The following is a 24,875-nucleotide window of genomic DNA, read 5'->3' as shown; positions in this document are numbered from 1 at the left end:
ATATGATGAAACCGATCCCTCAAATGGAAACAACGGAGCTTAGAAGCCGGCTTCAAAACGGCGAAAATGTATACATGATTGATGTCCGCGAGGATGAGGAAGTTGCCGCCGGCATGATCAGCGGTGCCAAGCATATTCCGATGGGCGAGATCCCGAATCGCCTGGACGAAATTCCACGCGATCAAGAGGTTGTCTTCATCTGCCGCAGCGGCGGACGCAGTCAACACGTATGCGAATTTTTGAATCACCAGGGCTTGACTAATATAATCAACATGAAGGGCGGCATGCTTCAGTGGCATGACGATGAAGAATAAACCAGCTATGGAAGGTGAGGGATGATCGTTATCCCCGCCTTTTTTTGCTTATTCCAATCCGAATGCGATCCCCAGATTCACCCATAGAGACTGATTCAAAATCATCACGCCAAACCCGTTTGCTGACCATCTTAGCCGCGGTAATGCGTTAAAATGTCAGTCGCCACTTCCCCTGCAGATCGGCCAACCGTATCCACTATGACATCCGCAAACAGGTATTTGTCCTTTCGTTCATCCAGGATACGCCGAACTCTATCTTCGACATCACCCGCAAGCAGCGGCCGATTGGCATCACCCCGTACCCGTTCGACGATGCTAGCAGCATCCGCTGTTAGAGCAACGACCCAGCCATCACGTTTCATCTGGTCACAATTCTCGGAACGAAGCACAGCTCCTCCGCCGGACGCTACAACAATGCCTTTTCGTTGCAACACGCTGCGAAGTGCGACAGATTCAGCCTCACGAAAATACGGCTCTCCATCCGCTTCAAACATCTCGGAAATCGTTCTGCCTTCCATCCTCTCAATTTCCGCATCCAGATCGATCAGGGTGTAGCCGAGCGTTTCTGCCAGAAGACGACCTACGGTTGACTTGCCCGTGCCCATCATCCCGATCAGAATAATGTTCTTACCTATCTTATCCAATTTGACACCCCATTTGCTGCTTCACTGTAAAGGTTGCTCATATCATACCACAGCCCCAAATCTTTCGACAATGGACCTAACTCTCTAAATTACTGTTATGTTGCTCTTATGCGAGTAACCCCAAGTAATGCTCCAATTTTATCGAGTCTATCTGGTTCCCTATTGTCATATACTAATTACAAGAATACAAGATTAGAAGAAAGGAGTGAAATCCATTATGTCTTTTCGTCCAACCGGCCTCTCTTCGGCTGCTAAGCGCATCCGCCTGATCCTCGACCCATCCTACCCGCTATGCCGCGAAGATGTAATTTGGGTGCTTCATTTTGTCCAAAAAAAAGTGGCTCTGAAGGATCCTGCACTGCTGGATCTTTCAAAGCCACGTTTGCTGCAAAATTACAACAGTTATTGCGAAGCCGCGCTGCTCTTGCTCGGAAGCGGAAACCACATCCATACGAAGAACCACGACATCCGCACCTGTCTCTTAGAAGCCATGCACGGACTCCCTGAGCTGGCGGAGGCGCACTCCCCTTCTCAAGCCCGCACGGTTGAATCTCCGGCTACTCCTCCGGCGAACGGAATTCATCCTACATCCGAGAGTGAAATTGATCCATCCAGGGGGATTGGCATTCACACTCCCGTAAAAGAGCAGGATTAATCCATCCAGGGAGGATGGGATTCATACTGCCATAAAAGGCAGGATTAATCCATCCAGTTATAGTGGAAGGTTCCTTCTTTGTCCACACGTTTAAACGTGTGAGCTCCAAAGTAGTCACGCTGAGCCTGCAGCAGGTTCGCTGGCAGGTTTGCTGTGCGATAGCTATCGTAGTATGCAAGCGCGCTGGAGAACCCAGGAACCGGGATGCCCAAGGATACTGCGGAAGCAACAACCTTACGCCATGCATCTTGATAGGATTCAATAATATTGGTAAAGAACGGATCCAGCAGCAGGTTCTTCAGCTCAGGATTGTTCTCATATGCATCCGTGATGTTCTGCAAGAAACGGGAACGGATAATGCAGCCGCCGCGCCAAATTTTAGCGAGGTTGCCGTATTGCAGGTTCCAGCCGTACTCATCGGATGCCACGCGAAGCTGTGCAAAGCCTTGAGCGTAGGATACGATTTTGCTTGCAAACAGCGCTTTGCGCACATTTTCAATGAACTCGGCTTTGTCGCCGTCAAATGCAGCTGCTTTAGGACCGTTCAGGATTTTGCTTGCTGCCACACGCTCTTCTTTCATCGCGGACAGGAAACGGGAGAATACGGATTCGGTGATCATGGACAGCGGCACACCCAGATCCAGGGAGCTTTGGCTTGTCCATTTACCTGTTCCTTTTTGACCCGCCGTATCCAGAATCACGTCAACCATCGGCTTGCCGGTTTCTTCGTCATATTTGGAGAAAATGTCAGCCGTAATCTCGATCAGGTAACTATCGAGTTCACCTTGGTTCCACTCTGTGAAGATTCCGTGCAGATCCTTCGCATCAAGGCCAAGTACGTCCTTCAGCAATTGGTAAGCTTCGCAAATAAGCTGCATATCGCCATACTCGATACCGTTGTGAACCATTTTTACATAATGGCCGGCACCGTCTGGTCCGATATATGTACAGCAAGGCTCTTCGTTAACTTTAGCGGAAATGGCTGTCAAAATAGGCTCAACCAGCTTGTAGGCACTTTCTTGTCCGCCAGGCATGATCGACGGGCCTTTCAACGCGCCTTCTTCGCCGCCGGAAACCCCAGCACCGATAAAGTTAAAGCCTTTTTCAGCCAGTTCTTTGCTGCGGCGCTGTGTATCAGGGAAATAAGCGTTACCGCCGTCGATGATGATATCGCCTTTGTCCAAATGTGGAATCAGCTGTTCAATCGTAGCATCGGTAGCTTGTCCCGCTTGTACCATGATCAGGATTTTACGAGGAGTCTCAAGGGAATCCACGAATTCTTCGATCGAGAATGTCCCCTTCACTTGCTTGCCTTCGGTTTCCTTCAGCATATCTTCCGTTTTTTGCGGAGAGCGGTTATATACAGAAACGGTGAAGCCTTTGCTTTCGATGTTCAGGGCCAGGTTTTTTCCCATTACAGCAAGGCCAATCACACCGATTTGTTGTTTTGACATCTGGTTCTCCATCCTTTGCTCCAATATATTTTTAAACAACCCATCCCTATCCGAGATGATTTGCAATAATCTTATATTAACGTTTTTCATTTGACAAGTGAACCCCTGTCACAAAATCAGAACACGCGCGAAAACACCCCTTCTGTTTCGGAGTGTTGTTCGTGCTTTAAACTTGTATCCGGATTGAAGTAGTTACCACTCCAGCCTCATCAGCTCCAAGGAAAGCTCACGGAGTCTTTGTTTGCAAGCCAAAATTTTGTCTTCGTTCCCCTCTTGCAGTGCCGCATGGAGCTTCTCAAGCTCATCGTCGGTTTCCAGTCTGGACAGCAGCAATCGCTGTTCCCCTACATCCGATTCAAACAACCGCAGCATTTCCTGCTCCGTCATCGGCGTCCCCTTCTGAAACAGCACCCGCTGCCGGTAACCAGATATTTCCACGAGCCTTATGACCTCACCGAACAAAATATTCTCGATCAATATTTGCCGGTCCTTGAAACGTTTGACGACAGCATGGCCACGGGTATTCTCGATCAATTTCTCCATCCATTCCGCGAGTTTGGGATCACGGATCATATAATCGCCTACTAGTTTAAAACCGCTTCCTGTTCGTTGAAACCGCAGCTTTACCAGCTTGCGACCTGTTCGGATTGAGATGACAAACTGCGTATCATTCTCGCTCCAATAAAGAGAATATCCTTCCTGGATCAATTCCTTGATTAGGTCCTGGATATGCCGGCGATCAAACCGGAGCTCCAGGTTGCAATACTCCACTTCCTCGCTCTTATTCACGGCACTCCCTCCTCCGGTTTACTACCGATCATTAAACGGCGGTGAAGATTTCCCCCATGGCTGCTTTTGATGTTGTCTTATCTATATCTTATACTCCATCTTATGTAACGGTAACTTGGTTTATTGACTATTTTTAGCCCACATGAACATACGGTGAAGCTTTTCTGGGTAATGCGTGATGTCCATTCGCCTTATGGTATAATAAGTTATCCAAAAACCGAGTTTAGTAACGATATTATCTACAACAGGGAGGCCATCACATCCAATGACGGTTACCGGATTTACAGATCAAGATTTCGACGTATTCTCCGTTCCCGGGCTTGAGGCCCGTATGGAGGTTCTCATTGAACGGGTAAGACCCAAGCTGGAGGCGCTAGGGGCTGAGTTGGCACCCTATGTATCCGTCTTGGCTGGGGAAGAGATGTTTGTGCATGTCGCCAAGCATGCAAGACGCACTGTCAATCCTCCCATTGACACTTGGGTCGCTTGGGCTGCAAGCAAACGCGGGTACAAAGCACTGCCTCATTTTGAGGTAGGCATGTTCGGAACCCATCTGTTTGTCATCTTCGCGATTATTTACGAAAGTCCCAATAAGACCGTGTTTGCCAGCAACCTGGAAGCCAAGCTGAAGAAAACAGCAAAGGCGCTGCCCAAGAATTTCTACTGGTCCATGGATCACATGAACCCGTCCGGCACCCCTCATCAGGATATGAGCGAGGAGGATTTCACGCGTCTGATTGAGAAGCTGAAGCAGGTGAAAAAAGCTGAAGTCATGTGCGGACTGCGCATCCCGCGCGAGGAAGCCGTCAAGCTTGAAGGGGACGAGCTGGTGCAGAAGGTGCAGGAGACGTTTGAGTCGCTGCTGCCGCTTTATAAAATGGCGTTTTAATGAGCATGATATATTGATGAAAAGGGCTGCTGGTGCAGCTCTTTTTTTAAGATTATAGAATTTATAAATTTTCAGCGAAGCTGAACAATTCTATAATCGCAAGAAAAACTTCCTTTAACCGCGGTCTGTCTTCTGAGAAAGTACGTCGATAGACGTTTTTTTTATGGATGATATTTTAATGAAGGAACGATGAAGATCTTGTTGCTCCTCCTTAATATGTCTAAAGTATGAAGCGTTGCGGGACAAAGCAAAAAAAGCCGTTCATTCTCCTTGCATTCCCCCCCTATTTTGCTATACTCAATTTTGTTTATATAAAAACAGAAATCAACAAATCATAAGAAAATAAACATAGGGAAAGGTTGTGACAACGTCCATGGACCACAGTCGTACACCGCTCTTCACCGCACTTAAAGAACATGCGGCCAAAAACCCCGTGCAATTTCACATTCCGGGACATAAGAAGGGCCTCGGCACCGATGCCGAATTTAGGGAATTTATAGGGGATAACGCCTTTTCTATAGATTTGATCAATATTGCACCGCTGGATGATTTACATCAACCTACAGGCGTCATCGAGGAAGCCCAAAAGCTGGCCGCCGATGCATTCGGTGCCGATCACACCTACTTCAGTGTCCAAGGAACAAGTGGAGCGATCATGACTATGATCATGTCGGTATGTTCGCCTGGCGATAAAATCATCATACCGCGCAATGTCCATAAATCCGTGCTTTCCGCCATCATTTTTACCGGGGCCAAGCCTGTATTCGTATCGCCTGCCCAGGATGCCAATGTGGGGATCGATCACGGCATCACCATCAGCTCGGTCCGGAAAGCATTAAAACGTCACCCTGACGCCAAAGCCGTATTGGTCATTAACCCGACATACTTCGGCGTAAGCGCCAATCTGAAGGAAATCGTGGATTTGGCTCACAGCTACAACGTACCCGTTCTCGTGGATGAGGCGCACGGCGTATTGATCCATTTTCATGAAGATCTTCCGATGTCGGCAATGGAAGCCGGGGCCGATATGGCTGCGACCAGCGTGCACAAACTCGGCGGCTCGATGACGCAGAGCTCCGTACTGAACGTGAATACCAAGAACGGATACATCAATCCTTATCGCGTACAGACGATCATCAGCATGCTGACCACAACCTCCACCTCCTACATCCTGCTGGCATCGCTTGATACTTCACGCCGCAGTTTGGCGCTGCATGGACGGGAAATGGCAGCAAGGACGATTGAATTGGCGCAATATGCACGTCAGGAAGTCAATAAAATCGAAGGTTTGTACAGCTTCGGTGAAGAAATATTAGGCGGAGAAGCAACATACTCCTATGATCCGACCAAATTGACGATCCATGTACGCCATCTCGGCATTACAGGATATGAAACCGAGAACTGGCTGCGGGATCACTACAATATTGAGGTTGAGCTCAGTGATATGTACAATATTCTGTGCCTCATTACACCGGGAGACAATCAGGAGGCCATCGATATTTTGCTGACAGCGCTCCGCGAGCTTTCGGATCAGTACATGCATGTGAATGAGATTAACGAGCTGGTTGTGAAAACACCAGAAATTCCGCAGTTGTCGCTTATCCCTCGCGATGCATTTTACGGGGATACAGAGGTTGTACCTTTCAAGGAATCGGCAGGACGCATTATTGCCGAATTCATCTATGTCTACCCGCCAGGCATTCCGATTCTGCTTCCGGGCGAAGTGATTTCCCAGGAAAACATCGATTACATTATCGATCATGTCGAGGTAGGCCTTCCGGTGAAAGGTCCTGAGGACCGTAGTATCCAAAATGTTAAAGTCATCGTGGAAACGGATCCTATATTCTAAAATGGCAGCTGTAAATACAATAAACCCGGTGCGAGAGGTTCGCACCGGGTTTATTGCTTAGGAGTCTTATTCCTGGTTTGCAGCAGCGACCAGTTCGTTGTAAACCGCCTCTACTTCATTCCATTCTTCTTCGTCCTCAATATTGTAAAGAACCATTTCCTCGTTCTCTTCTTCCATACGTAGAATGACGCCGTCCGCTTCCGGATTTTCGCGTTCAAGCAAAAGCGCGTAGAGTTTCTCGCCGACATCAAATGTCTCCACAAGAACCATCTCTACTTCTTTTCCTTCTTCATCCGTCAATGTCAGCACAAACTCTTCATGTTCGTGGTCGTGGTCATGATCGTGACCGCAGCCGCAAGCATCTCCGTGTTCATGTTTGTGTTCACTCATTGAAAAAACCTCACTTCGGTTAAATTATCATACTTTCGTATCGTATCACGGATAGCTTCTCCAGGTCAATTTCTGCCAGACAGCCAAAGAACCCATTAATTGAGCGTTGTAATGACTTTTTCAGCAATTTTCACAAAATCCGAATCGGCTTTTACTTTTACATAAAAACCAACCGAATACTTACCTGTTGTTTTAAAATCGTACGTGAAGTCATAGGTTCGGAACCAAAAGTTATCCTTGCGGTCCTTTACAACCTCGGATTGAATATCTTTGATATTGCCCGAAGGATCTTCAATCGCTACTTTCACTGAGTGTATATCGTTGTTTAAGCTGTCCACCTGGCTAAAAACATTGAATTTCAGCTTACCCTTGTTCACGTTGCCGAATACAGTATCTCCTTTAAACAGAAAAATATGCACGTTCGGCTTGATGACTTGAACTTGTCCATTCGCGGGATTCCAATCCACAGCCCCGTCGAATTCCCGAACCGGCACATAGGTTTTGCCATCAATTAAATATCCACCATCCTTCAATTCATGACCGTTCAGCCAGACACGGACTCGCTCATTGACGGAATCTGCAAACAAAAGGGTGCTGCCACCCATTAAAGAGAGCATTAACATACATGCCATCACTTTTTTCCACTTCATATAATCATTTCCCTCCATTGGCTCATCTTGTTGTTATATGTGTATACTACATGTCAAAAAACAAGTTGCGGACAATTTTGCACTTTGTGGTAAAATTTTTTCTCATGCTGTAAGGTTTGTGCCTATCACGAATTATACTGCATTCCAGGGCTGATTCGATCATATAATCCGTGTAAATCAATGTGGAATTCGTTAAAATATACATTAGCATACTGGACTACACATCATATCATCAGGAGGTTTCATCCATTGACACTGAAATTGCAAATGCTTGGCACTGGCAGTGCGTTTGCCAAGAACTACTATAACAATAACGCACTGGTACATGACGGGAATTTCACACTTCTCATCGACTGCGGCATCACCGCTCCAATGGCACTTCATCAGCTGAATAAGACATTTAACGATATCGATGCCGTGCTTATCACGCACATTCATGCCGACCATGTGGGCGGACTCGAAGAGCTTGCCTTTATGATGAAAATGAAATACAACCGCAAACTCCCGCTTTACATTGCTGAATCGCTGGTGGAACCGATATGGGAACATTCACTCAAAGGTGGATTATATCAACAGGGACATATCTCCTCCCTGCATGATGTATTTGACGTACACCCTCTGAAACCGGGAGTGAAGGCCCATATTTCATCAGGCATCTCGGTAGAGCTGATCCATACGCAGCATATTCCCGGCAAGGACAGCTATTCGCTTTATCTGAATGATCGGATATTTTACAGTGCTGATATGGTATTCGATCCGATCCTGCTCAACCAACTGGTAAATGAGCGGGATTGTGAAGTGATTCTGCATGAATGTCAGCTGCAAGGCCCGGGTGAGGTTCATACGACGCTGGATGAGCTGCTCAGCCTGCCTGAAGAAATTCAGGAACGCACCTATCTCATGCATTACAGTGATGAGGTCGAAGCTTTCATTGGCAAGACCGGAATCATGGAATTTGTGGAGCAGCAGCGGGTATACGAATTGTAGTTCAATATAGATGAATAGTTTATGAGGGTTCCCGGGAACACTAATTCCGGGAGGCGATTTATATGGATAATACACAACAAGAAGTCGTAGGCGTCCGTAAAAATGGCGACGGCGACATCATCGAACTTAAGCTGGATAACGGTAGTGTCGTGGACTACAAGACAGCACAACAGATGGCCAAGAATAAAGAAATCAAAAACGTGAACGTATTCCGTGGACGTGACGGAGATGAACATCTTCGTTCCAATGCGGATGGCGATCCCAGCAACAACCTGGATAATATGCCAAGCTTTTAATTCATGCCTAAAAAGACCTCGAGTCGATACTCGAGGTCTTTCCTTTTTAGAACGATGGGATCATCGTCCACCTTTATAGTTAAGAAGCCTACAGTTCCTTTTTCATACGAACGTGGGGAATGCCAGCATCATCAAACGGCTCGTCCGAAATCGTCTCATACCCCAGCTTGCGATAGAATGCCTCCGCTTGCACCTGCGCATCCAGCACGGAATACTGCAGTTTCAATTCACGAGCCTGCGTTTCCAATGCCATCATCAGCACACGCCCTATCCCTTTGGATCGGAATGGCTTACGTACCGCAATGCGCTGCATTTTGGCGGAATCCTTATTGTAATAGGTGATACGTCCGGTTGCCGCGTACTGTCCCTCCGACTTGATTAGGACATGATGCGCATCGGAGTCCAGACGATCGTAATCATCAATCTCCAGGTCAATCGGAACCTTCTGTTCAAGCACGAAAACATCCTTCCGGATATCCAGCGCCTGCTGCAACTGTTCTTCGGTTGATACATTTATGATTTCTGCTGCCATTTCAACACCTCTTTATGTAGAATCAATTCCTTGTAATATCGCAGATCGAGCTATTATACAAAATATTCATTTTCCTGTATAGTATAAGCTAACGTTTTCTTGAAAGGAGCATGGCCTTTATGGGCATGGGAACCACGATATTTTGGGCTGTTATCATCTCAGCCATCATCATCTACCCAATCTTTTGGGCGATTAAAAAAGGTTATTCCCGCAAGTGGGATGAGGAATAGCATCAGCCGTTTTACAGCAAACCGCCAGCTTGCCTGCCGGCGGTTTGCTCTGCTCGCTGTTCGAGCAAAAAGTAAGGACATTGGTATGACCGATCTGTTATAGATCGTTACTGCATCCCTTTATGGTTGGAGATCGCGTAAGGTATCCACCGAATCCATCGGGGATATCGGCTCCAGTGCCCCGCTTCCCTTCTTAGAATATACGTCCTGATCTATTGAACGTCCGTAAACATCAAGCATTACAGGCGCTGCAGGCCCATGGAGCGGCTCCAGCTGCACCGACGTTCTCTCCGGGATACTGCAACCGTTCCCCAGTACAGATACCCCCAGCAACGAGAGTACTAGTCCGGCTCGTTTAAAATGATGGGATTTCCCACCTGCCATGCCATTCACGCTCCTCCATTGGCATAATCATGCTATATTTAGTCTGAACCGGAATGTGATTTTTTATAACGAGAAAACCATTGACAGCCACCTTGTCTGCTGGTAATATATGAATTACCTTTTTAAATATTTCATGATCTGTTAGCTCAGCTGGGAGAGCACTATCTTGACAGGGTAGGGGTCAGTGGTTCGAGCCCACTACAGATCATAGCGGAAAACCCTTGATGCCATTGGCGTCAGGGGTTTTTCATTTTCTAATACTATTGTCTATTTGGGTTCATGGGGTCCCGTTGGGGACGGATTGGGGGACAAAGTCATATGGATGCGAAGCACCAGATGGTTGACCAAGTTTCTCAGCAATTTTCGTTCGAGATCAAGAAACAGGCGTCCCCTTCCTTTCTCGGGCCTCCAGGACAGATTATACTAACGAAAAATCAAACGAAACATTACAGGCTTATCTTCCATTTATCCATATAAAAAACCGGTACCTGGACAGGCACCGGAAACCATAACCCACATTCATCCACCGTTTATCTATTCCATAACCTTAAATTACCCCAGTCCCCTTACAATTAAATGAAGACTATTTTAAAAGTTCTTCCGGTGTCTCTCCGCTGTATACAAATACGGGACTTGCTGTATTCACTACGAATACGGCTACCATCGTCAGTGCAGATGCGATAAACGAAAACAACCGATGTCTAATCCTATGGATCCATAACATGGGCTTGTCCTCCTTTCCAGCGTAATAAACTGATAGCCTGGACGAAAAATATGACAGCCAATGTTGGGGACTGAAGTCCAAAGTTAAACATAACGATGACACTGCTAATTATGCGGAGTTTTACGTAATGCTTCCTCGGTATTCGGGACTGCCTCTCGATTCGGCTAGGAGCAAACAGCATCACCAGCAACAGACTGAGGACATTGATAATGAGAACACCTGCAATTTCCATCTCCACAAAAGACACCAAAGTGAATAATGCGGTCGTGAATGCAATGCAGCCAGCCCCTGTCTTGAGGTGATATCCTCCGGAAAATTGCCTGAGTACCGCAAAACCCGTCAAGGCAATGACCGCCTGCTTCACGTTACCCGTGAATATCGAAACAAGCAGCGTGAAGACCACTATAAACAATACATTTAAAATGATGGCGATCGCATGTTTCAAAACAGGAACAGAGGACTTATGGTCAGGTACCTGGCGTTTGATCCCCTCCGCTATCCGTTTTGATAATCCTTCTATGATCATAAGAATCCCGCTCCTCTGTATTGATGGCATAATACAAGAAGATTCCAAATGTTATTCCAAAGAAGAGAAGATGCAGCCATAAACGATTGAGATAAAACAGAATGGCAATTAATATCAACACCACGATAATTAAAACGATCAATAGAATATGTTCAAATTTAATGCGCAGCTTTTCCAGATCGTACTTGAACCCAATACCAAATTTGTACATAATCCAGGAGATCAATAGTCCTGTCGCTCCTGACAGGATTTGAAGAATATAACCATTAGCATGATCAGTCTGAATGGAGTCAATCGATCCGAATATCGTTGTCAAATAGGCCGTTTGTATCAACGCATAAAGCATGTATCCAATGATGGTACATATCGCCGACCAGATAACCGGGATCTTAATAATGGCAGAAAACAAGAAAACGAAGATCAGCACGGTAATGAGAGGGGCGAGAAAATCCAATTGAAGCTCGTTGCGCATAACGAAACTTTGCAAATTGGCAAGGATCATGACAATCAACGCCTGCCATATGTACTCTGTTGTCTTAAATCTAAGCAATGTCATGATTAGTGAATAAATCGCCAGTGTTTCAAATGTTGAAAACACCATAAACCAAATAACTTCCATTCAAAGATTTCCTCCCTGCACCATAAGAAATGGTTAAATGTGTGCTACGCCACTTCCCGATGTAACCTGATTACACTGATGGTTATAACGTCCATAAATAAACGCTATACCGACAGACCCTCAGTTTCTATCGAGTCGTCCTAATGATGCATGTTCTTGAGGTCAATTCCGATGGCGCCTGCCACTTCTTATATGTCTGGAAACTGTGATGGAAAATGCAAAAACATTAAACGTCGTTTATAGCTCCGGTTTGGCTCAAAAATTCTAAAACAGAGCAGCTTAGAACTTCTTATACACCAAAACGAATTAAACCACTGAAACGTTCAATCCGTATACCAAACGAAAACCAAGCATTAGTTATCAAGAATCCACGACCTTGTGAATATGACTAAGCCAGAATAAACTCAGATCCTACTATTTAACATCCTGACATCATCTAAGTTGATTATATAAGGCCCGGAAGGCATAACAACAGGTAATTAAATACATTAGTGGGGGAATCCATCATGGATTTATGAAGTGAAGAGTGAAATAGGAAGTTAATTTGCTATATCTCCATTATATACGAACCTACGTTCTTGTTCAACCGCTTTTAAACGCAAGTATACAATCCAACAAAATAAAAGAAGAGGCATCCAATCGGATGCCTTCCCCAATTTACTTATACAGCTTGGTCCATGCCAAGCCATTCGCAACGAGCAGCGTGAGGATATATGCCAACATACCATAAGGAATCGTGCTGCTTACATAATGTAAACCACAGAGTCCGCCAATAACAAAAAAGAATAACAACACCCACCAGCCGTCTTTCTGCTGCGCCATATTAAACGCTTGAGAGAACGGTGGATTGCGCAGAATTGTCTTGGCTGTTAAGGGAATCAACACCAATCCGGTAAGGAGTATGATGAGAATATCCGGTATTATACGGAAACCGAATACGATCAGAAACACGATCGCGTTCACAATGAACAGCGGCACGAACATTTTGACGGCAAAAGCCTTTAAAGCCCCTTTGTACAAAGGATTCATGCTTTGCATCGGGGCTGCGCCAAATAACCAGAAGGCCTTGGGCTTGCCGGAGAATTTCAGCATCATAACGACGGTGATAATCATGATAAGCATACTATGCAGTACATAGTACGACGATCCCTGGCTGATTTCCGCCAATGAGGAGTTACGCATCGTGGAGACAAAGAATAAATAAGGCAGTAACACGGACAATCCGAGTGTAGGATACACCTTAAGCTTAAATTCTCTCTCATTCTTCAGCATGCTGGCAGATAATCGGAAACAAGCTTGCTCCGTGCGCGACCCGCATACCATTTTGGCTAAGAATCTGTCTAATCGCCCGCGCTCCCGCCCTTTTCCCGCTTCGCTGTGAGCCAGCTTCTCCAGATGCTGCTCGAACGAAGGAATATAACGGACATAGACGATCATAAGCACTATCGGGACAAATACAGCCAGCATCGAGAGAACAGCCAGCCACCCGCTCCCCTCGCCAAACAACCACTCATACGGAGCCGCAAACCACACCGGCGGAAGCAGAATCTGCCACCAGGCCGGCTTAAATACCAAATTGAAATCAATCAGATCGAAGGAACGTATCACAAACTGATAGCCGATGGCCAGCGTGGCGGAAAGTCCAATCTGTACATAATTGATCAGATCCTTCAGTTTCTCTCCATCCCAATACTTGAGCAGCAACAGATAAACCAAGGAGGTGCTCACCAGAATGAGCATATTCATCAGTATTAACTCCAGGATATAGATCAGAAAGAACAGCACGCCATGCTTGATCAATCCCACGACCAGTGAGCCTGCTGAGAGAGCCCCGGTTAGCAGCAGCAAATAAATTCCTGCATGAATCGATCGCGCCAATCCGACCGTTCGACCGTCGATCGGCTTCGTCATCAAAATGCTGCGGTCGCGCACATCCAGCAGCACGGAAGAGAAATCTGAAATCATGGAGCTCATAATCAGGAACATTAGGATCGCAGACAGGATACTCATCGGCATTAAATATTCCGGATCGCTCCAGAACACAAACGGCGTCAGGACAAGCCCGATTAAGCCATACAGCCAGAGGGAGCTGACAAACAGGTTCTTGTCCTGCTCTTCTTTCTTCCGGTTGCTTGAAGATAATATGACAGGTGCGCGCCTCGAATCCATCAGCAATTTGACATGGAGTATCCGGCGCAGCGTTTCATAGTCGACACCCATTCTCGAGATGATTCCTTGAAATCGATCCAGTATCTTCAGCATCCGAAACGATGATTCCGATCCCGCCATATCAGCTTCCCTCCCGAACGATCGATACGAACCGTTCCGCAATACGGGCATGGTCATGGAACCCCGTCAGCTGATTAAACACTTCTTCCAGGGACCCCTCATGGGAATGCTGCTGCAATTCTTTGAACGTTCCGTCCGCCACTACCCGGCTGTCAGCGAGCAGAATGATCCGGCTGCTGATTTTCTCAACGACGTCCATGATATGTGAGGAATAAAAAATCGTCTTGCCCTGGGCCGACAGTTGGGCCAATACTTCCTTGACCACCATCACGCTATTCGCATCCAGCCCGCTTAAGGGCTCATCCAGAAACAATAGATCAGGGTCATGCAGCAGGCTCGAGATCAGCAGCACCTTTTGCCGCATTCCTTTTGAAAACGTAGCAATCCGTGAGTGATAGGCCTTTTCCATATCAAAGCAATCCATCAATTGCTTCGCCTTATAATCCGCTGCATCATATGTAAGTCCGTACAACTCGCCTATAAAAGTCAAATACTCGGCAGCCGTTAACTGATCGTACAATTCCGCCACCTCGGGCACATATCCGATTCTCCGTTTATAATCGATATTCCCATCGGAAATATCCTGACCGAATATGCGGACTATCCCCGTGTACCCCTCAACCAACCCAAGCATAATCTTGACCGTCGTGCTCTTCCCCGCCCCGTTCGGTCCGATATATCCAATCATCTCGCCGCGGCGTACTTCCAAGTCGATACCGTTCAGCACATAACGATTATCATATTTCATGCGCAGGTCTTGAATCAATAACACTTCATTTTCAGACATGATATTATTCTCCCATTCCCTCATTGTCTTCACATACCTACCTTATTATGGAAGGGAAGGAAAATCAACCTTTTGACGCATACTCGCTCTGCAATATACCCATATGCACGATGTCATGCCAGACGCCATTCCGGTACAAACTCTGTCTGGAGCTGCCTTCCTGGACAAATCCGATTTTTTCATACAGTTTGATCGCGTTATGGTTGAAAGAAAATACCCGCAAGCTTACCCGGTGCAGATTCAGCTCCAAAAAAGCATAATCAAGCAAAAGCGTCATCGCTTCAAAGCCGTACCCCTTGCCCCAATAGTTCTTTTCGCCAATGTCGATGATACATTCCGCGTTCCGGTTCTTGTAATCGATATGAATCAATGACATGATGCCAATCGGTCTGCCGGTTTCCTTCAACTGGATCAGATAGCTCTTCGAGGAGGAAGAACCCAGGATCACATGCTGAACGAAGTCCTTTGTCTCCTCCAGTTGGTAAGTATCCAGGCAGGGACTGGTGGATTGCATCACTTCTAGGTCATTGCGCCAGGAATGGTACAGCTCCGCGTCGTTCATCGTCATTTTTCGACAAGCAAGTCTAGCAGAATCAAATAGCATTCAAAAAGCACCCTTTCCATCATCATGGTTCTAGTGTTATCGGATTTAACATTGCATTAAGAGAATGTATAAAGGTTTCCAGCTGCTCCGGCACGCAAGTCACCGTCGGTCCGAGCTGGAAGGTATCCAGCATCAGTCCGTTCAGAAACGAAATCATATAACGTGCTATGGCTTCCGGTTCCAATCGTGGCTGAAACTCCCCTTGCTCCTTGCCCTTCCGAATGACCCGGCCCATGGCCGCAACGGTCAGCTGATAACGTTCGGTTATATAGGGATACTCCTTCTTGGCATGAACATAAGAGGAAGACAGGAAAAATTCCGCCCTGGCCAATACAAGCGAATGCTGGATTTGCGAAATATCACCCTGCTGTTTCTGAACCCAGTCCATCAACTGATTCCATATCGGATATTGCGGATCCGGTTCAAAAAAACCGAGCGTCTCTTGGTCGTCAAAACGCAGAACCTCTATAAACACATGCTCCACATTATCAAAATACGCATACACGGCTCCGCGGGACATGCCCGCTTCATCCATAATGTCCTGCATCACGGTGCGGGTGTATCCCTTTCTGATAAAGACACGCCTGGCTGCCGTCAATATTTCAAACTTCTTCTCCCGTTTATATTCCTCACTAACCCGTGGACACATAAGTCATCCCTCTTTCCGCCCTTTAACATCAATATCGATTCCACGAACTTCACCTCAATATAAACGACATAAGTGTCGTTTTTTAACTCATTTCATCATAAACAACATTAGTGTCGTTTTCAAGCGGTTGCCATAATGAACACGAAAACCCTCTTGAAGAAATCCCTTCAGGAGGTCATTTGCGTACAGCCAAGCCACGACCCGGTATTCGATAGAATGTCCCCTCCGCGCCCTTATATCTCTCTTTGAAAACAACTTGTTCTATTTTTCATCTTATGCACATTTCCGTCAACATTCGCGAATAGCTGCATATATATGGGGGAGAACGAAAAGAGGTGATCGGACATCATTAAGGGCATCAGCCGCATACTAATCTTCACCTTACTGCTGGTTTTCTTTTTCCCCGCCGTATCCCAAGGCGCTTCCGGACAGAAGCTGGACAGTAAGTACACCAAGTACGCACAGTTTATCGTCATTGATAAATCCACCAACAAACTGACGTATTACGAAAAAGGTAAGGTCATAAAAACATTTCCCGTCGCTACAGGCAAAAAGCCCTCCTATACGCCGGAAGGCCTGTTCAAAATCCACGAAAAAGTGAAGAACAGACCTTACTACAAGGAAGGCATCAAGGGAGGAGACCCGCGCAATCCGCTTGGGGACCGCTGGCTCGGCATTAATGTGAAAGTGAACGGCAGAGTTAGCTACGCGTACGCCATTCATGGAAACAACAACGCGAACTCGATCGGCAAGTACGTGTCGGCAGGTTGTATACGGATGCATAATAAAGACGTACGCTGGCTTTACGACAAGGTGAAAATGAGCACGCCCGTCCTCATCCAAAAATAAGAGCGCAAAAAGCCAAACACATTTCATGTGTCTGGCTTTTTTAAATTTGGAGTTTAGGAACCATACTCCGCTCCATTCCTCAATTTCATTCCAATTCCTTGAATACCAGGTATGTAACCATCTTGTATAGGATAACTTATCATTATATTTGTTATCAACCATCTAAGGGGGGGAGTTCACATGGACATCCATTCGGAGGAATATAAAATTGCCTCACTCAATGGGAATGAAGGTACCTTGAAAGCGATTGAAGACGCCGAGACCAAGATTGCCGAGCTTACAGGCAAAGATATCACCCTGATTGCTTACGAGAAAGACCAAACCCAAGGGAGAAATCAATAATTAAAGCCGAGTAAAATAAAAAGCTGCCCTCCAGCCGTCCGCAAAGACCTGGGGAGAGCAGCCTTTTCATTATATATTTCAGAACGTTCAGGAATCTGCCTATCATTAGGCAAGACAGTAAAGCCCGATCCCTGTAATTTCGGAATCGGGCTTTGCTGGACCGGGATGTACAACAACATTCCCAGCACTATATCATAATAAATGCTTACTTGACCGAAACTTTAACGCCCAGTGTTACGATTTCGTGAGGCTTAACCGGCTGCGTGAAGTTTCCATCGCCATCAAAGCTTTGAACCGCTCCCTCTACTTCCAGAATAGAGCTCTTATACGCGCCCTGGGAAGGTAGAGAAGATTTCAGCTTCAGCTCTGTGTCCGTGCCTGCCATATTGAACCAGCGCAGCATCAGATCCCCGGTCTTCGGATTCACTTTCAGGGAAGAGAACGCAAGTTCTTCATGGCTCCATTCAAACGGTGCGGAAGTCGATGCGACAGCGCCGGCATGGACCCCGGTCTGTGCAACCGTCCATGGGATTTGGAACTGGTAAGCCTCGGCGTATGCGCCTGACTTCATGCCGTCTCCCTGATGCGGAATGACCTCCATACGTACGGTATGAACGCCGATACACTGAGCTTCAGGCGTAGGGAAGTACCCCCAGTCGCCGAGCTCGCCTACGGAACGAAGCAATGTAACAGCGATGGTATTCCGGCCGTCACGCAGGACTTCATATTCATTCAAGCCCTGGTTAGCTACCGTCAATCCTGCAGTAGCCGTCGAGACATCAACGAATGCCTGTTGATGAGCCGTATTGCTTGGATTCTCCCATTCGGCAGCAGGTTCATTATCCCGCGTTGCCACTTCAAACATGGAATCCACGTTATGGGACGATGCCTGCAGATCCGTCGGGAACAATGCACGCACCCGATGATCCTTCGCTTGATTATCCATTGTCGCTTCGATCTCCACGCCTTTACCGCTACGGTTCAGACTGACAACGGTACGAATACGCAATGGCACCATATCGCTCGATCTTTGCGCCTTGCGGTTCGGATAATAGATGAGCTCATGCTGCTCTTCATCCAGCTTGCTGTCCGCCATAGCCGGAATGGACCAGTTATGAACGATTTCAATCGATGCGCGGTAAGGCGTATCTTCCAGAACCGAAATTTGGGCGGTTTGACCTTTCGTGGTCAATGCTGCTTCGCCATCCGGCTGTTTGTACATATATTCGTTACCGATATCTCCGGTATTTTCATAGACGCCCAGATCCCGGTATACTTGTCCGTTCTTTTTATCCGTCAAGGAGAAGGAACCGTCCTCAGCGATCTCGATCTTGATCAGCTCATTCTCCATCACATTGGCCTTGCTAATTAAGGATGCTACCTCGGCAGGCTTCACTTCGCTCTTCACCCAAGCATAAGTAGTCAAGCCCATTGCTGGGATCGCGTTTGCCTCGAAGGTGAGTCTCACACGGCGGCACATATACGGCTGGCGGAAACGGTCGTCCGGCAGATCGTATCCGAACTGAAGACCCAAATCCTCAACGGTACAAGGTACAGCTTGGCCTTGAGCGTTAACCAGCACACGGCCGGACAAGTCGATTTCCTTCATCCGGCGGCTGGTTTCCTCCAAAGAGTAACCTTCCCGGAAATAAAGGCGTTTCGCATCCAGCTCGATGCTGACCGTACCGCTGCGGTTCCATCCCGTCGTATTGAATACAACAAGCGGCAGCGGATCGGATCCCCATTGTTCGAAGGCCGTTGTGTCAACCGCATCGGCAATGACGCGAACGCTATCGTCCACGATATTTTCAGCCACGTGTGCGCTTTTCTCAAAGCGGGTCACCATCTCGCGGTGAACTTCGTCCACGCTGCAGCCGCAGATGCTGTCATGCGGATGATTCTGCATCAGCGTCTTCCACGCATAGGTGAACAGATGATGCGGATACTCCTTGCCGAGCAGGCTGGCGTAGGATGCAAGCGGTTCGGCCACTTTTTCCAGCAAGGTCTGGCCGCGCTGGTTCATCTGCTTCAGGTATACGCGTGCCGAAGCGGTATTCACAAGCGTACCCCATCCATCGGTACGCTGGCTGCGCAGCTCTCCTTTTACGGAGGAAAGATCTTGCGGCAGCTTCTCCCGAACGGCTGTCAGGTAATCGTCAAAATTGGAGTGAATGAACTCCGTATCCGGATACAGCTTCTTCGCTGTACGGATGCCTTCCGGAAGATCGGTCTGTATCGGCTGATGGTCACACCCGTTCATATAGAGCAGTTCTGGTGTGGAAGCATACTTCTCGGCATCCGCCAGCTTGCGGTCCCAGAATGCCTTCGCTTCCGCTTCATCAACGGGAACCTCGTTACCGTTACTGTACCAGTTGGCAAACAGGATGCCCAGCACCTTGGAGCCGTCCGGACCTTCCCACATCAGCTCTGAGAATGAAGACTCATAGCCGCTGTCGGAGACGGTATTGTTAAAGCCCGTTGGCTTTACGCCCCGGCCGAAGAAGGCATTATCAATGCCGGACTGCAGCATCAACTGCGGAATTTGGCCTGTAAGTCCAAATGTATCCGGGAAATAACCGATTTTGGCAACCGTGCCATATCGCTCGGCATCCTGGTGTCCTATCTGCATATTTCTCACGTTAGCTTCACTGCTCGTCAGGTAGGCATCCTGCAGAATGTACCATGGACCGATAATGATGCGTCCGTCCGTGATCAGCTTCTCAAGCTGCTCCTTTTTCTCAGGTCTTACCTGCAAATAATCTTCGATAATAATCGTCTGGCCATCAAGGAAAAAGCTGCGGTATTCCGAGTCCTTCTCCATCGTCTCAAGCAAGCTGTCCATGAGCTCGATCAGCCGCACATGGTGCTTTTCATACGGTAAATACCACTCGCGGTCCCAGTGAGTATGCGAAATAATATGTGCTTTTCTGGATTGATCCATCTCTGCTTAGTCCCCCTTATGTTAGCCCTTCGATACTGTGATTTCGACCTCATCCGGACGGTACACCGATAACAGGTCACCGCTTGCATCTACTGCAAACAAGATCGAACGATCCGCTTCCAGCACGAATGAATAGATGAGTCCTGTGGAAGGATCCTTCACCTCAACGTTCGTATCCCACGATTGCTCCGAGCCGAATACAAAGAGAGCTCCTTCTTCAAACGTTACCTTGCGTCCATATACGCCGGAATGTTCTCCGCCTTGATTCCAGATCAGCCCTGTGTCGGCAGCAGATAGCTCCAATGCATACCGATATAGAGCCGAAATGGTGTCGATTCGATCATTCAATTCAACAGGAAGCGGGCTCCAGAGAAGACGTCCTGCCCCAAGCTTCACGTCCACGATGGAATCGCCAGCCATATCGGCCGCTTTCGCCCCGCTGCCTGTCTGAATTTCTTTGCTCAGCTCGGCAATCTTCCGATGCCCATACGATGCAGACCATGTACGGTCCCCAATGCGCAAGCTTTCTTCCCGGCGCACATTCGCCAGCTTCCGCTCGCCCAGCTCCTCTGTCATTCGATCGACCTGATGCCAATATGCGTCCAGACCGATCGGACCCGTCAGAAGCAATGTAGCTCCCGTTTCCTTCACGATATCCATCAACTCAGCAAACGCCTGGTCATCGACATTGTGCGCGCTCGGCAGAATGATGAATTTCACCGGATGGTTACGCAGCGAGCTTAAATCATACTCCCCGACAGCACGGAACGGCACGTTCAGCTCGTAAGCAAGCGCGCGCGTCGCCTTGGTCGTTGCTTCAAAAGCAAGCTTCCGGTTCGAGAAATCGTTCGAATAAGGGAAAATTACCGCGGTTTCTTCCAGCTTCCGGCCTTTAAACATGTCCCGGATGTCTTCCATGAAGGCACCGAAATCATACGACACATCCGCTTCCGGTTTCTCCGTGCCGTCAGCGCGGACAGCTCCGATATGCGATTCATTGGCATTATCCATGTAGAAATTCGTGTTCCAGATCCAATGAATGGCTCCTGCCCCTCCTGTGGAGAAGGCGTAAGCATACTTGCGCTCCAGCAGATTCCGAAGCTCGGCTTCGCTTCGCTTCGCTCGGCCATCCGGTGTCTCCACGTACATGATGCCTGTTTCCTGAATCAGGTTCGGTTTATCCGGCGTTTTGGCAAATATGCCGTCCCAGATCAAATAGTCGTTGAACCACCAGGAGTGAACCGTCGTATAGTCTACGGCTTCGGCATAGAAGAACGGAGATGGACGCTGTGCCCCAAGTGCCTCGTCCTGTCCAACGGTAACCATATGATCCGGGCATACCTCTTTGATATCGTCATATAATTCCTTGGCCCAGCGGTTATGCATGTCCATCGAGAACAGGACATAATCGAGCCATTGCGTGCCTTTTTTCCCTTGATGCATGTCTTGAACATCAAAATTAATGACTTGAGGTTCCGGTGGAACCACGGAGTCAAAACCCGGCAGCTGATCCGCTGTCATATTCCATCGTTCCTGCAGACGCTCAATCGACCCATGACGCTTTTTCAGCCAGTCGATATAAGCTTGTTTCTCAAACGGATCCTTGGCGGAACGCGGGCCGTCCGAGAAAATCTGCGGCGGATCGAACATGGATGGCTCATTAATCAGATCCCAGTCCACATTCTTCGTATCTTTATGTCTACTAATGATGGAACGTATGAAACGCTTCTGCGCTTCCACGCTTCGCGGATCGAGGTAAGGATTTTGGCCTTCCCAAGTCTCCGGCGTGAAGGAGAAGAACGTGAATGTTACCTGCAAATCATGCTTCTTCGCCGTTAACAGGAAGGCGTCAATCGAACGCAAAACCTCTTCGGATGCATGCCCGTCCACCTGCATAATATTGCGGTACGCGGTCCAGATCCCGGTACGAATCCAATTGATGCCCGCATTGCGCATTTGCGCCATATCGCGATCCCACACATCCGTATTCGGAAGGAACAGGAACTTACGCGCGACATCGGACGTCATGTAAGTCATCCCGACAACAGGCAGTGGGCGACCATCCTTGATGAAGTAATCCCGATTGCAGGTTACAGGCGTACCCGCCTGCAAAAGCTCGGAATCTGCTCCCCAGAACCCTTGTTTCAGCCTGCGGATTTCTCCATCCGGCCCTTCGGCTTCACACACTACCCGATAGGACCCCGGCTTGATATCCAGCATAACCGGAATGCGCTGTACATGAAATTGTCCGGTCACATCCACCTTCACGGAATGATTCCATGATAAGGATTCATCTTGGTCGTTTTGGACGGAGATGCGGAACGTCCAGCTCTGCGGCTCTTGTTCGGAAAGTTTCCGGCCAAGCCATTGTGCCTGCAGGGTCAGGATCGCACGCTCGCCGGACTCGTAGGTCGCATAATTCGGCTTGATCCACAGCTCGGTAATCCCCTTCGCACAGAATGCCGCCCAGCTGCGCACCTCTTCGCCTCCATCCTGTTCCCAGAAAGAAGCAGAGAGAGGCTGATTCACAAACAGCCAGCGTCCGCCCAAGAATGGCCCGCCGACATTTTCCCACAGAACGACAGGAGCCGCGACTTCTCTTCCCTTCGCCGTGCTCCCCTTAAGGAGCGGATAAATCCGCGTATCCATCGGCCCGGCCGATCCCATCTGATGCGGCAAATCACTGCTTTTGGTGACATGCGGAACCAGATTCCACGTATCGCTTATGGATAACCGCTCCCGGCTGCTCTCCATAAGCGGAATAACGTCACTGGAAGTCAAATGGTCGACGCGTCCGCTGTCCACTGGCAGCACTTCATGTATGTGGAGTTGCTGATGGTATGCCGTCTGTTCGTGCTCCACCACCCAAGCGCCGTCCTCCATGCGGACAGGACGCTTGAAAGGTGCGCCGCCAATGCTGACCAAGCCGCCGCCATTTCTCAGAAAGTCCAGGATCGCTCTCCAGGCGCTTTTCGGGAAGTAAGGCGCATGCAAATTGACAAAGCTTGCGCCCTGTCCTCCTGCAGATTCCAGTGCTTCAGCCAAATTCTCAGCGCGGCACACGACATCGAATGCATTCAGAGCCGCCGCGCTAGCCGGCAAACCGGCAGCTTCTGCTGCCGGAAAGGACGGATCATAAAATACAATCAGACGCCCGCTCATAGAATCCCTGCTTTCATCGCCTGATACACCAATTGCGAGAAGAGGCTGTTGGACCAGGCAAACCAAGATCTGGTGAAAACTTTCGGATCGTCGGCATGGAAGCCTTCATGCATAAATCCGGTATCGGCATCGGTTGCTTCCAGCAATGCAATCATCTGCAGCTTCTCTTCTGCCGTCTGTGCCGTAATTCCCTGCATGGACAAGGCCATATGCCAGATATAATCCGGCGGCGTATGCGGACTGCCGATTCCTTTGGCAACAGCGCCTTCGTAATAGAAAGGATTTTCTTTGCTGAGTGCAAACCGTCTGGTGTTTTGGTAGATCGGATCATCTGCAGAGCAATACCCCAGATAAGGAATGGACATCAATCCAGGTGTTCCCGCATCATCCATCAAGCAGTAATTTCCGTAACCGTCTGTTTCATAGGCGTAAATCGGTCCAAACTCCGGATGACGGTAAATGCCGTACAACTGAATTCCGTGATCCACGTCGGCTTCGAGTCGTTTCAGTTCATCCAGCAGCTTCATATCCCGGAATACCCATTCCGCGAATTCCTGCATTTGACGCAGGGCGACAACGGCGAACATGTTGCCTGGAATATTGTAGTGGAAATCGCAAGCGTCATCACTTGAACGGAAGCCGGACCAGATCATGCCCGTATAATTCACAGGCATGCCGAGCCCGTTATTGCGCAAGGAATCCGTTGGAATTCCGTTATCCCGCGTGAATCGGTAAGGTGATTTCTCGAAATGGTACTGTTCGGTTTTAAACAGCTCAATAATCTTGATCATAGCCGACTTGAAGTTGGCGTCAAACACATCCGTAAGGCCGGTTTCCTTCCAGTACAGGTAGGCCAAGCGAACAGAGAAGCATAGCGAATCAATCTCAAATTTGCGCTCCCAAACCCATGGGGACATTTCAGTTTCGTCGGTTGTGTTCCAATGCCAATCATTCGCCGATTCATTAAAGGCATTGGCATAAGGATCGATATGAATATATTGAAAATGGCGTTTGATCAATCCGCTTAAAATCCGCTGCAGCTGCAGATCATTCTTCGCAAACGGAATGTAATGGATCACCTGTTCTACCGAGTCGCGCAGCCACATGGCCGGGATATCACCGGTAATCACAAATGTTGTGCCATCCTCCATCAGTTTGGTTGTTGTCTCCAGCGTGTTCGGGAAACAGTTCTTGAACAGCTGAAGCAGCTTGGGACGGTGCGCAAGCTTTTCTTCAGCCTCTTGCAGAACCGCCTGAATCGATTGCGGCAGCTCAAGCTCCGGCATTGGTATTTTGGGGAGTCTGAATTGTTCCATGGTT

At 48.1% G+C, this 24,875-nt stretch carries 25 protein-coding genes and 1 tRNA gene; 9 read left to right on the top strand and 17 right to left on the bottom strand.

The window, feature by feature from the left end:
* Positions 1-5: 5 nt before the first annotated feature.
* Positions 6-314, top strand: a complete 309-nt coding sequence (locus CRG97_RS09815; RefSeq protein ID WP_179090581.1) for a rhodanese-like domain-containing protein — start codon at positions 6-8, stop codon at positions 312-314.
* Between the two features lie 131 nt (positions 315-445).
* Here CRG97_RS09815 and CRG97_RS09810 read toward each other — a convergent pair whose 3' ends face one another.
* Positions 446-958: a shikimate kinase gene (locus tag CRG97_RS09810; protein WP_272914358.1), complete on the bottom strand. Its 513-nt coding sequence runs from the start codon at positions 956-958 to the stop codon at positions 446-448.
* A 217-nt stretch (positions 959-1,175) separates the two neighbouring features.
* On the opposite strand from CRG97_RS09810, the gene CRG97_RS09805 reads away from it, so the two are divergent.
* Positions 1,176-1,613: a hypothetical protein gene (locus CRG97_RS09805; protein ID WP_237566346.1), complete on the top strand. Its 438-nt coding sequence runs from the start codon at positions 1,176-1,178 to the stop codon at positions 1,611-1,613.
* 44 nt (positions 1,614-1,657) lie between these two features.
* Here the strand turns inward: CRG97_RS09805 and gndA are convergent, their stop codons facing one another.
* Together gndA and CRG97_RS09795 are read right to left on the bottom strand one after the other, a co-directional pair.
* On the bottom strand, positions 1,658-3,067 hold the full coding sequence (gene gndA / locus CRG97_RS09800) for an NADP-dependent phosphogluconate dehydrogenase (protein WP_202618894.1): 1,410 nt from the start codon (positions 3,065-3,067) through the stop codon (positions 1,658-1,660).
* A gap of 192 nt (positions 3,068-3,259) precedes the next feature.
* Positions 3,260-3,856 (bottom strand): hypothetical protein, encoded by a 597-nt coding sequence (locus CRG97_RS09795; protein ID WP_076320696.1) that lies wholly within the window; start codon positions 3,854-3,856, stop codon positions 3,260-3,262.
* 265 nt (positions 3,857-4,121) lie between these two features.
* Between CRG97_RS09795 and CRG97_RS09790 the strand changes: the two genes are divergently transcribed.
* A complete protein-coding gene (locus CRG97_RS09790) occupies positions 4,122-4,745 on the top strand; it encodes a DUF1054 domain-containing protein (protein ID WP_076320695.1) in 624 nt (207 codons plus the stop codon).
* A 373-nt stretch (positions 4,746-5,118) separates the two neighbouring features.
* Complete coding sequence (locus tag CRG97_RS09785; RefSeq protein ID WP_098742803.1) at positions 5,119-6,594, top strand: aminotransferase class I/II-fold pyridoxal phosphate-dependent enzyme; 1,476 nt, start codon at positions 5,119-5,121, stop codon at positions 6,592-6,594.
* Positions 6,595-6,660: 66 nt separating this feature from the next.
* Here the strand turns inward: CRG97_RS09785 and CRG97_RS09780 are convergent, their stop codons facing one another.
* Both CRG97_RS09780 and CRG97_RS09775 read right to left on the bottom strand, forming a co-directional pair.
* Positions 6,661-6,984, bottom strand: a complete 324-nt coding sequence (locus CRG97_RS09780; protein ID WP_071223049.1) for a DUF1292 domain-containing protein — start codon at positions 6,982-6,984, stop codon at positions 6,661-6,663.
* Positions 6,985-7,079: 95 nt separating this feature from the next.
* Positions 7,080-7,634 (bottom strand): copper amine oxidase, encoded by a 555-nt coding sequence (locus CRG97_RS09775; protein WP_098742802.1) that lies wholly within the window; start codon positions 7,632-7,634, stop codon positions 7,080-7,082.
* 249 nt (positions 7,635-7,883) lie between these two features.
* Between CRG97_RS09775 and CRG97_RS09770 the strand changes: the two genes are divergently transcribed.
* Both CRG97_RS09770 and CRG97_RS09765 read left to right on the top strand, forming a co-directional pair.
* Positions 7,884-8,621 (top strand): MBL fold metallo-hydrolase, encoded by a 738-nt coding sequence (locus CRG97_RS09770; protein ID WP_098742801.1) that lies wholly within the window; start codon positions 7,884-7,886, stop codon positions 8,619-8,621.
* 62 nt (positions 8,622-8,683) lie between these two features.
* A complete protein-coding gene (locus CRG97_RS09765) occupies positions 8,684-8,917 on the top strand; it encodes a DUF3892 domain-containing protein (RefSeq protein ID WP_076320691.1) in 234 nt (77 codons plus the stop codon).
* Positions 8,918-9,005: 88 nt separating this feature from the next.
* Here CRG97_RS09765 and CRG97_RS09760 read toward each other — a convergent pair whose 3' ends face one another.
* Together CRG97_RS09760 and CRG97_RS09755 are read right to left on the bottom strand one after the other, a co-directional pair.
* Positions 9,006-9,449, bottom strand: coding sequence for a GNAT family N-acetyltransferase (locus CRG97_RS09760; protein WP_076320690.1), 444 nt, complete (start codon positions 9,447-9,449; stop codon positions 9,006-9,008).
* A gap of 350 nt (positions 9,450-9,799) precedes the next feature.
* Positions 9,800-10,063 carry a hypothetical protein gene (locus CRG97_RS09755; protein ID WP_098742800.1) on the bottom strand — a complete coding sequence of 88 codons (264 nt, stop codon included), beginning with the start codon at positions 10,061-10,063 and terminating at the stop codon, positions 9,800-9,802.
* Positions 10,064-10,198: 135 nt separating this feature from the next.
* Here CRG97_RS09755 and CRG97_RS09750 point away from each other — a divergent pair.
* Positions 10,199-10,271 (top strand) — tRNA-Val (locus CRG97_RS09750).
* Between the two features lie 375 nt (positions 10,272-10,646).
* On the opposite strand, the gene CRG97_RS09745 is transcribed toward CRG97_RS09750, so the two are convergent.
* The 7 genes from CRG97_RS09745 to CRG97_RS09715 all read right to left on the bottom strand — a co-directional run bounded on the left by CRG97_RS09745 (position 10,647) and on the right by CRG97_RS09715 (position 16,261).
* Positions 10,647-10,787, bottom strand: a complete 141-nt coding sequence (locus CRG97_RS09745) for a cyclic lactone autoinducer peptide (protein WP_098742799.1) — start codon at positions 10,785-10,787, stop codon at positions 10,647-10,649.
* Positions 10,771-11,313: an accessory gene regulator ArgB-like protein gene (locus CRG97_RS09740; protein ID WP_098742798.1), complete on the bottom strand. Its 543-nt coding sequence runs from the start codon at positions 11,311-11,313 to the stop codon at positions 10,771-10,773. Before CRG97_RS09740 ends, CRG97_RS09745 begins: the two co-directional genes overlap by 17 nt.
* Positions 11,255-11,932, bottom strand: a complete 678-nt coding sequence (locus tag CRG97_RS09735; RefSeq protein ID WP_098742797.1) for a hypothetical protein — start codon at positions 11,930-11,932, stop codon at positions 11,255-11,257. Before CRG97_RS09735 ends, CRG97_RS09740 begins: the two co-directional genes overlap by 59 nt.
* Positions 11,933-12,589: 657 nt before the next feature.
* Complete coding sequence (locus tag CRG97_RS09730; protein ID WP_098742796.1) at positions 12,590-14,221, bottom strand: hypothetical protein; 1,632 nt, start codon at positions 14,219-14,221, stop codon at positions 12,590-12,592.
* Between the two features lies 1 nt (position 14,222).
* Positions 14,223-15,008: an ABC transporter ATP-binding protein gene (locus tag CRG97_RS09725; protein ID WP_098742795.1), complete on the bottom strand. Its 786-nt coding sequence runs from the start codon at positions 15,006-15,008 to the stop codon at positions 14,223-14,225.
* Positions 15,009-15,072: 64 nt separating this feature from the next.
* Entirely contained in the window at positions 15,073-15,612 is a 540-nt protein-coding gene (locus CRG97_RS09720) for a GNAT family N-acetyltransferase (protein WP_098742794.1), read from the bottom strand.
* 22 nt (positions 15,613-15,634) lie between these two features.
* Positions 15,635-16,261: a TetR/AcrR family transcriptional regulator gene (locus CRG97_RS09715; RefSeq protein ID WP_098742793.1), complete on the bottom strand. Its 627-nt coding sequence runs from the start codon at positions 16,259-16,261 to the stop codon at positions 15,635-15,637.
* Positions 16,262-16,606: 345 nt separating this feature from the next.
* Here CRG97_RS09715 and CRG97_RS09705 point away from each other — a divergent pair, with 345 nt between their 5' ends.
* Complete coding sequence (locus CRG97_RS09705; RefSeq protein ID WP_343225191.1) at positions 16,607-17,110, top strand: L,D-transpeptidase; 504 nt, start codon at positions 16,607-16,609, stop codon at positions 17,108-17,110.
* A gap of 180 nt (positions 17,111-17,290) precedes the next feature.
* Positions 17,291-17,452, top strand: a complete 162-nt coding sequence (locus CRG97_RS33240) for a hypothetical protein (protein ID WP_202618893.1) — start codon at positions 17,291-17,293, stop codon at positions 17,450-17,452.
* Between the two features lie 205 nt (positions 17,453-17,657).
* On the opposite strand, the gene CRG97_RS09700 is transcribed toward CRG97_RS33240, so the two are convergent.
* From CRG97_RS09700 to CRG97_RS09690, 3 genes are read right to left on the bottom strand one after another with little or no spacing between them, the layout of a single operon-like run.
* Complete coding sequence (locus CRG97_RS09700; protein WP_098742790.1) at positions 17,658-20,393, bottom strand: alpha-mannosidase; 2,736 nt, start codon at positions 20,391-20,393, stop codon at positions 17,658-17,660.
* Positions 20,394-20,414: 21 nt separating this feature from the next.
* Positions 20,415-23,555 (bottom strand): beta-galactosidase, encoded by a 3,141-nt coding sequence (locus CRG97_RS09695; RefSeq protein ID WP_098742789.1) that lies wholly within the window; start codon positions 23,553-23,555, stop codon positions 20,415-20,417.
* Positions 23,552-24,871 (bottom strand): glycoside hydrolase family 125 protein, encoded by a 1,320-nt coding sequence (locus CRG97_RS09690; RefSeq protein ID WP_098742788.1) that lies wholly within the window; start codon positions 24,869-24,871, stop codon positions 23,552-23,554. The genes CRG97_RS09695 and CRG97_RS09690 overlap by 4 nt, the downstream gene beginning before the upstream one ends.
* Positions 24,872-24,875 lie beyond the last annotated feature (4 nt).

It is taken from the genome of Paenibacillus sp. EZ-K15, from assembly GCF_002573715.1.
In the GTDB taxonomy this organism is placed as follows: Bacteria; Bacillota; Bacilli; order Paenibacillales; family Paenibacillaceae; genus Paenibacillus_AQ.
The sequence above is the reverse complement of the archived record's forward strand: the minus strand, read 5'-3'. Positions and strand labels throughout refer to the sequence as shown.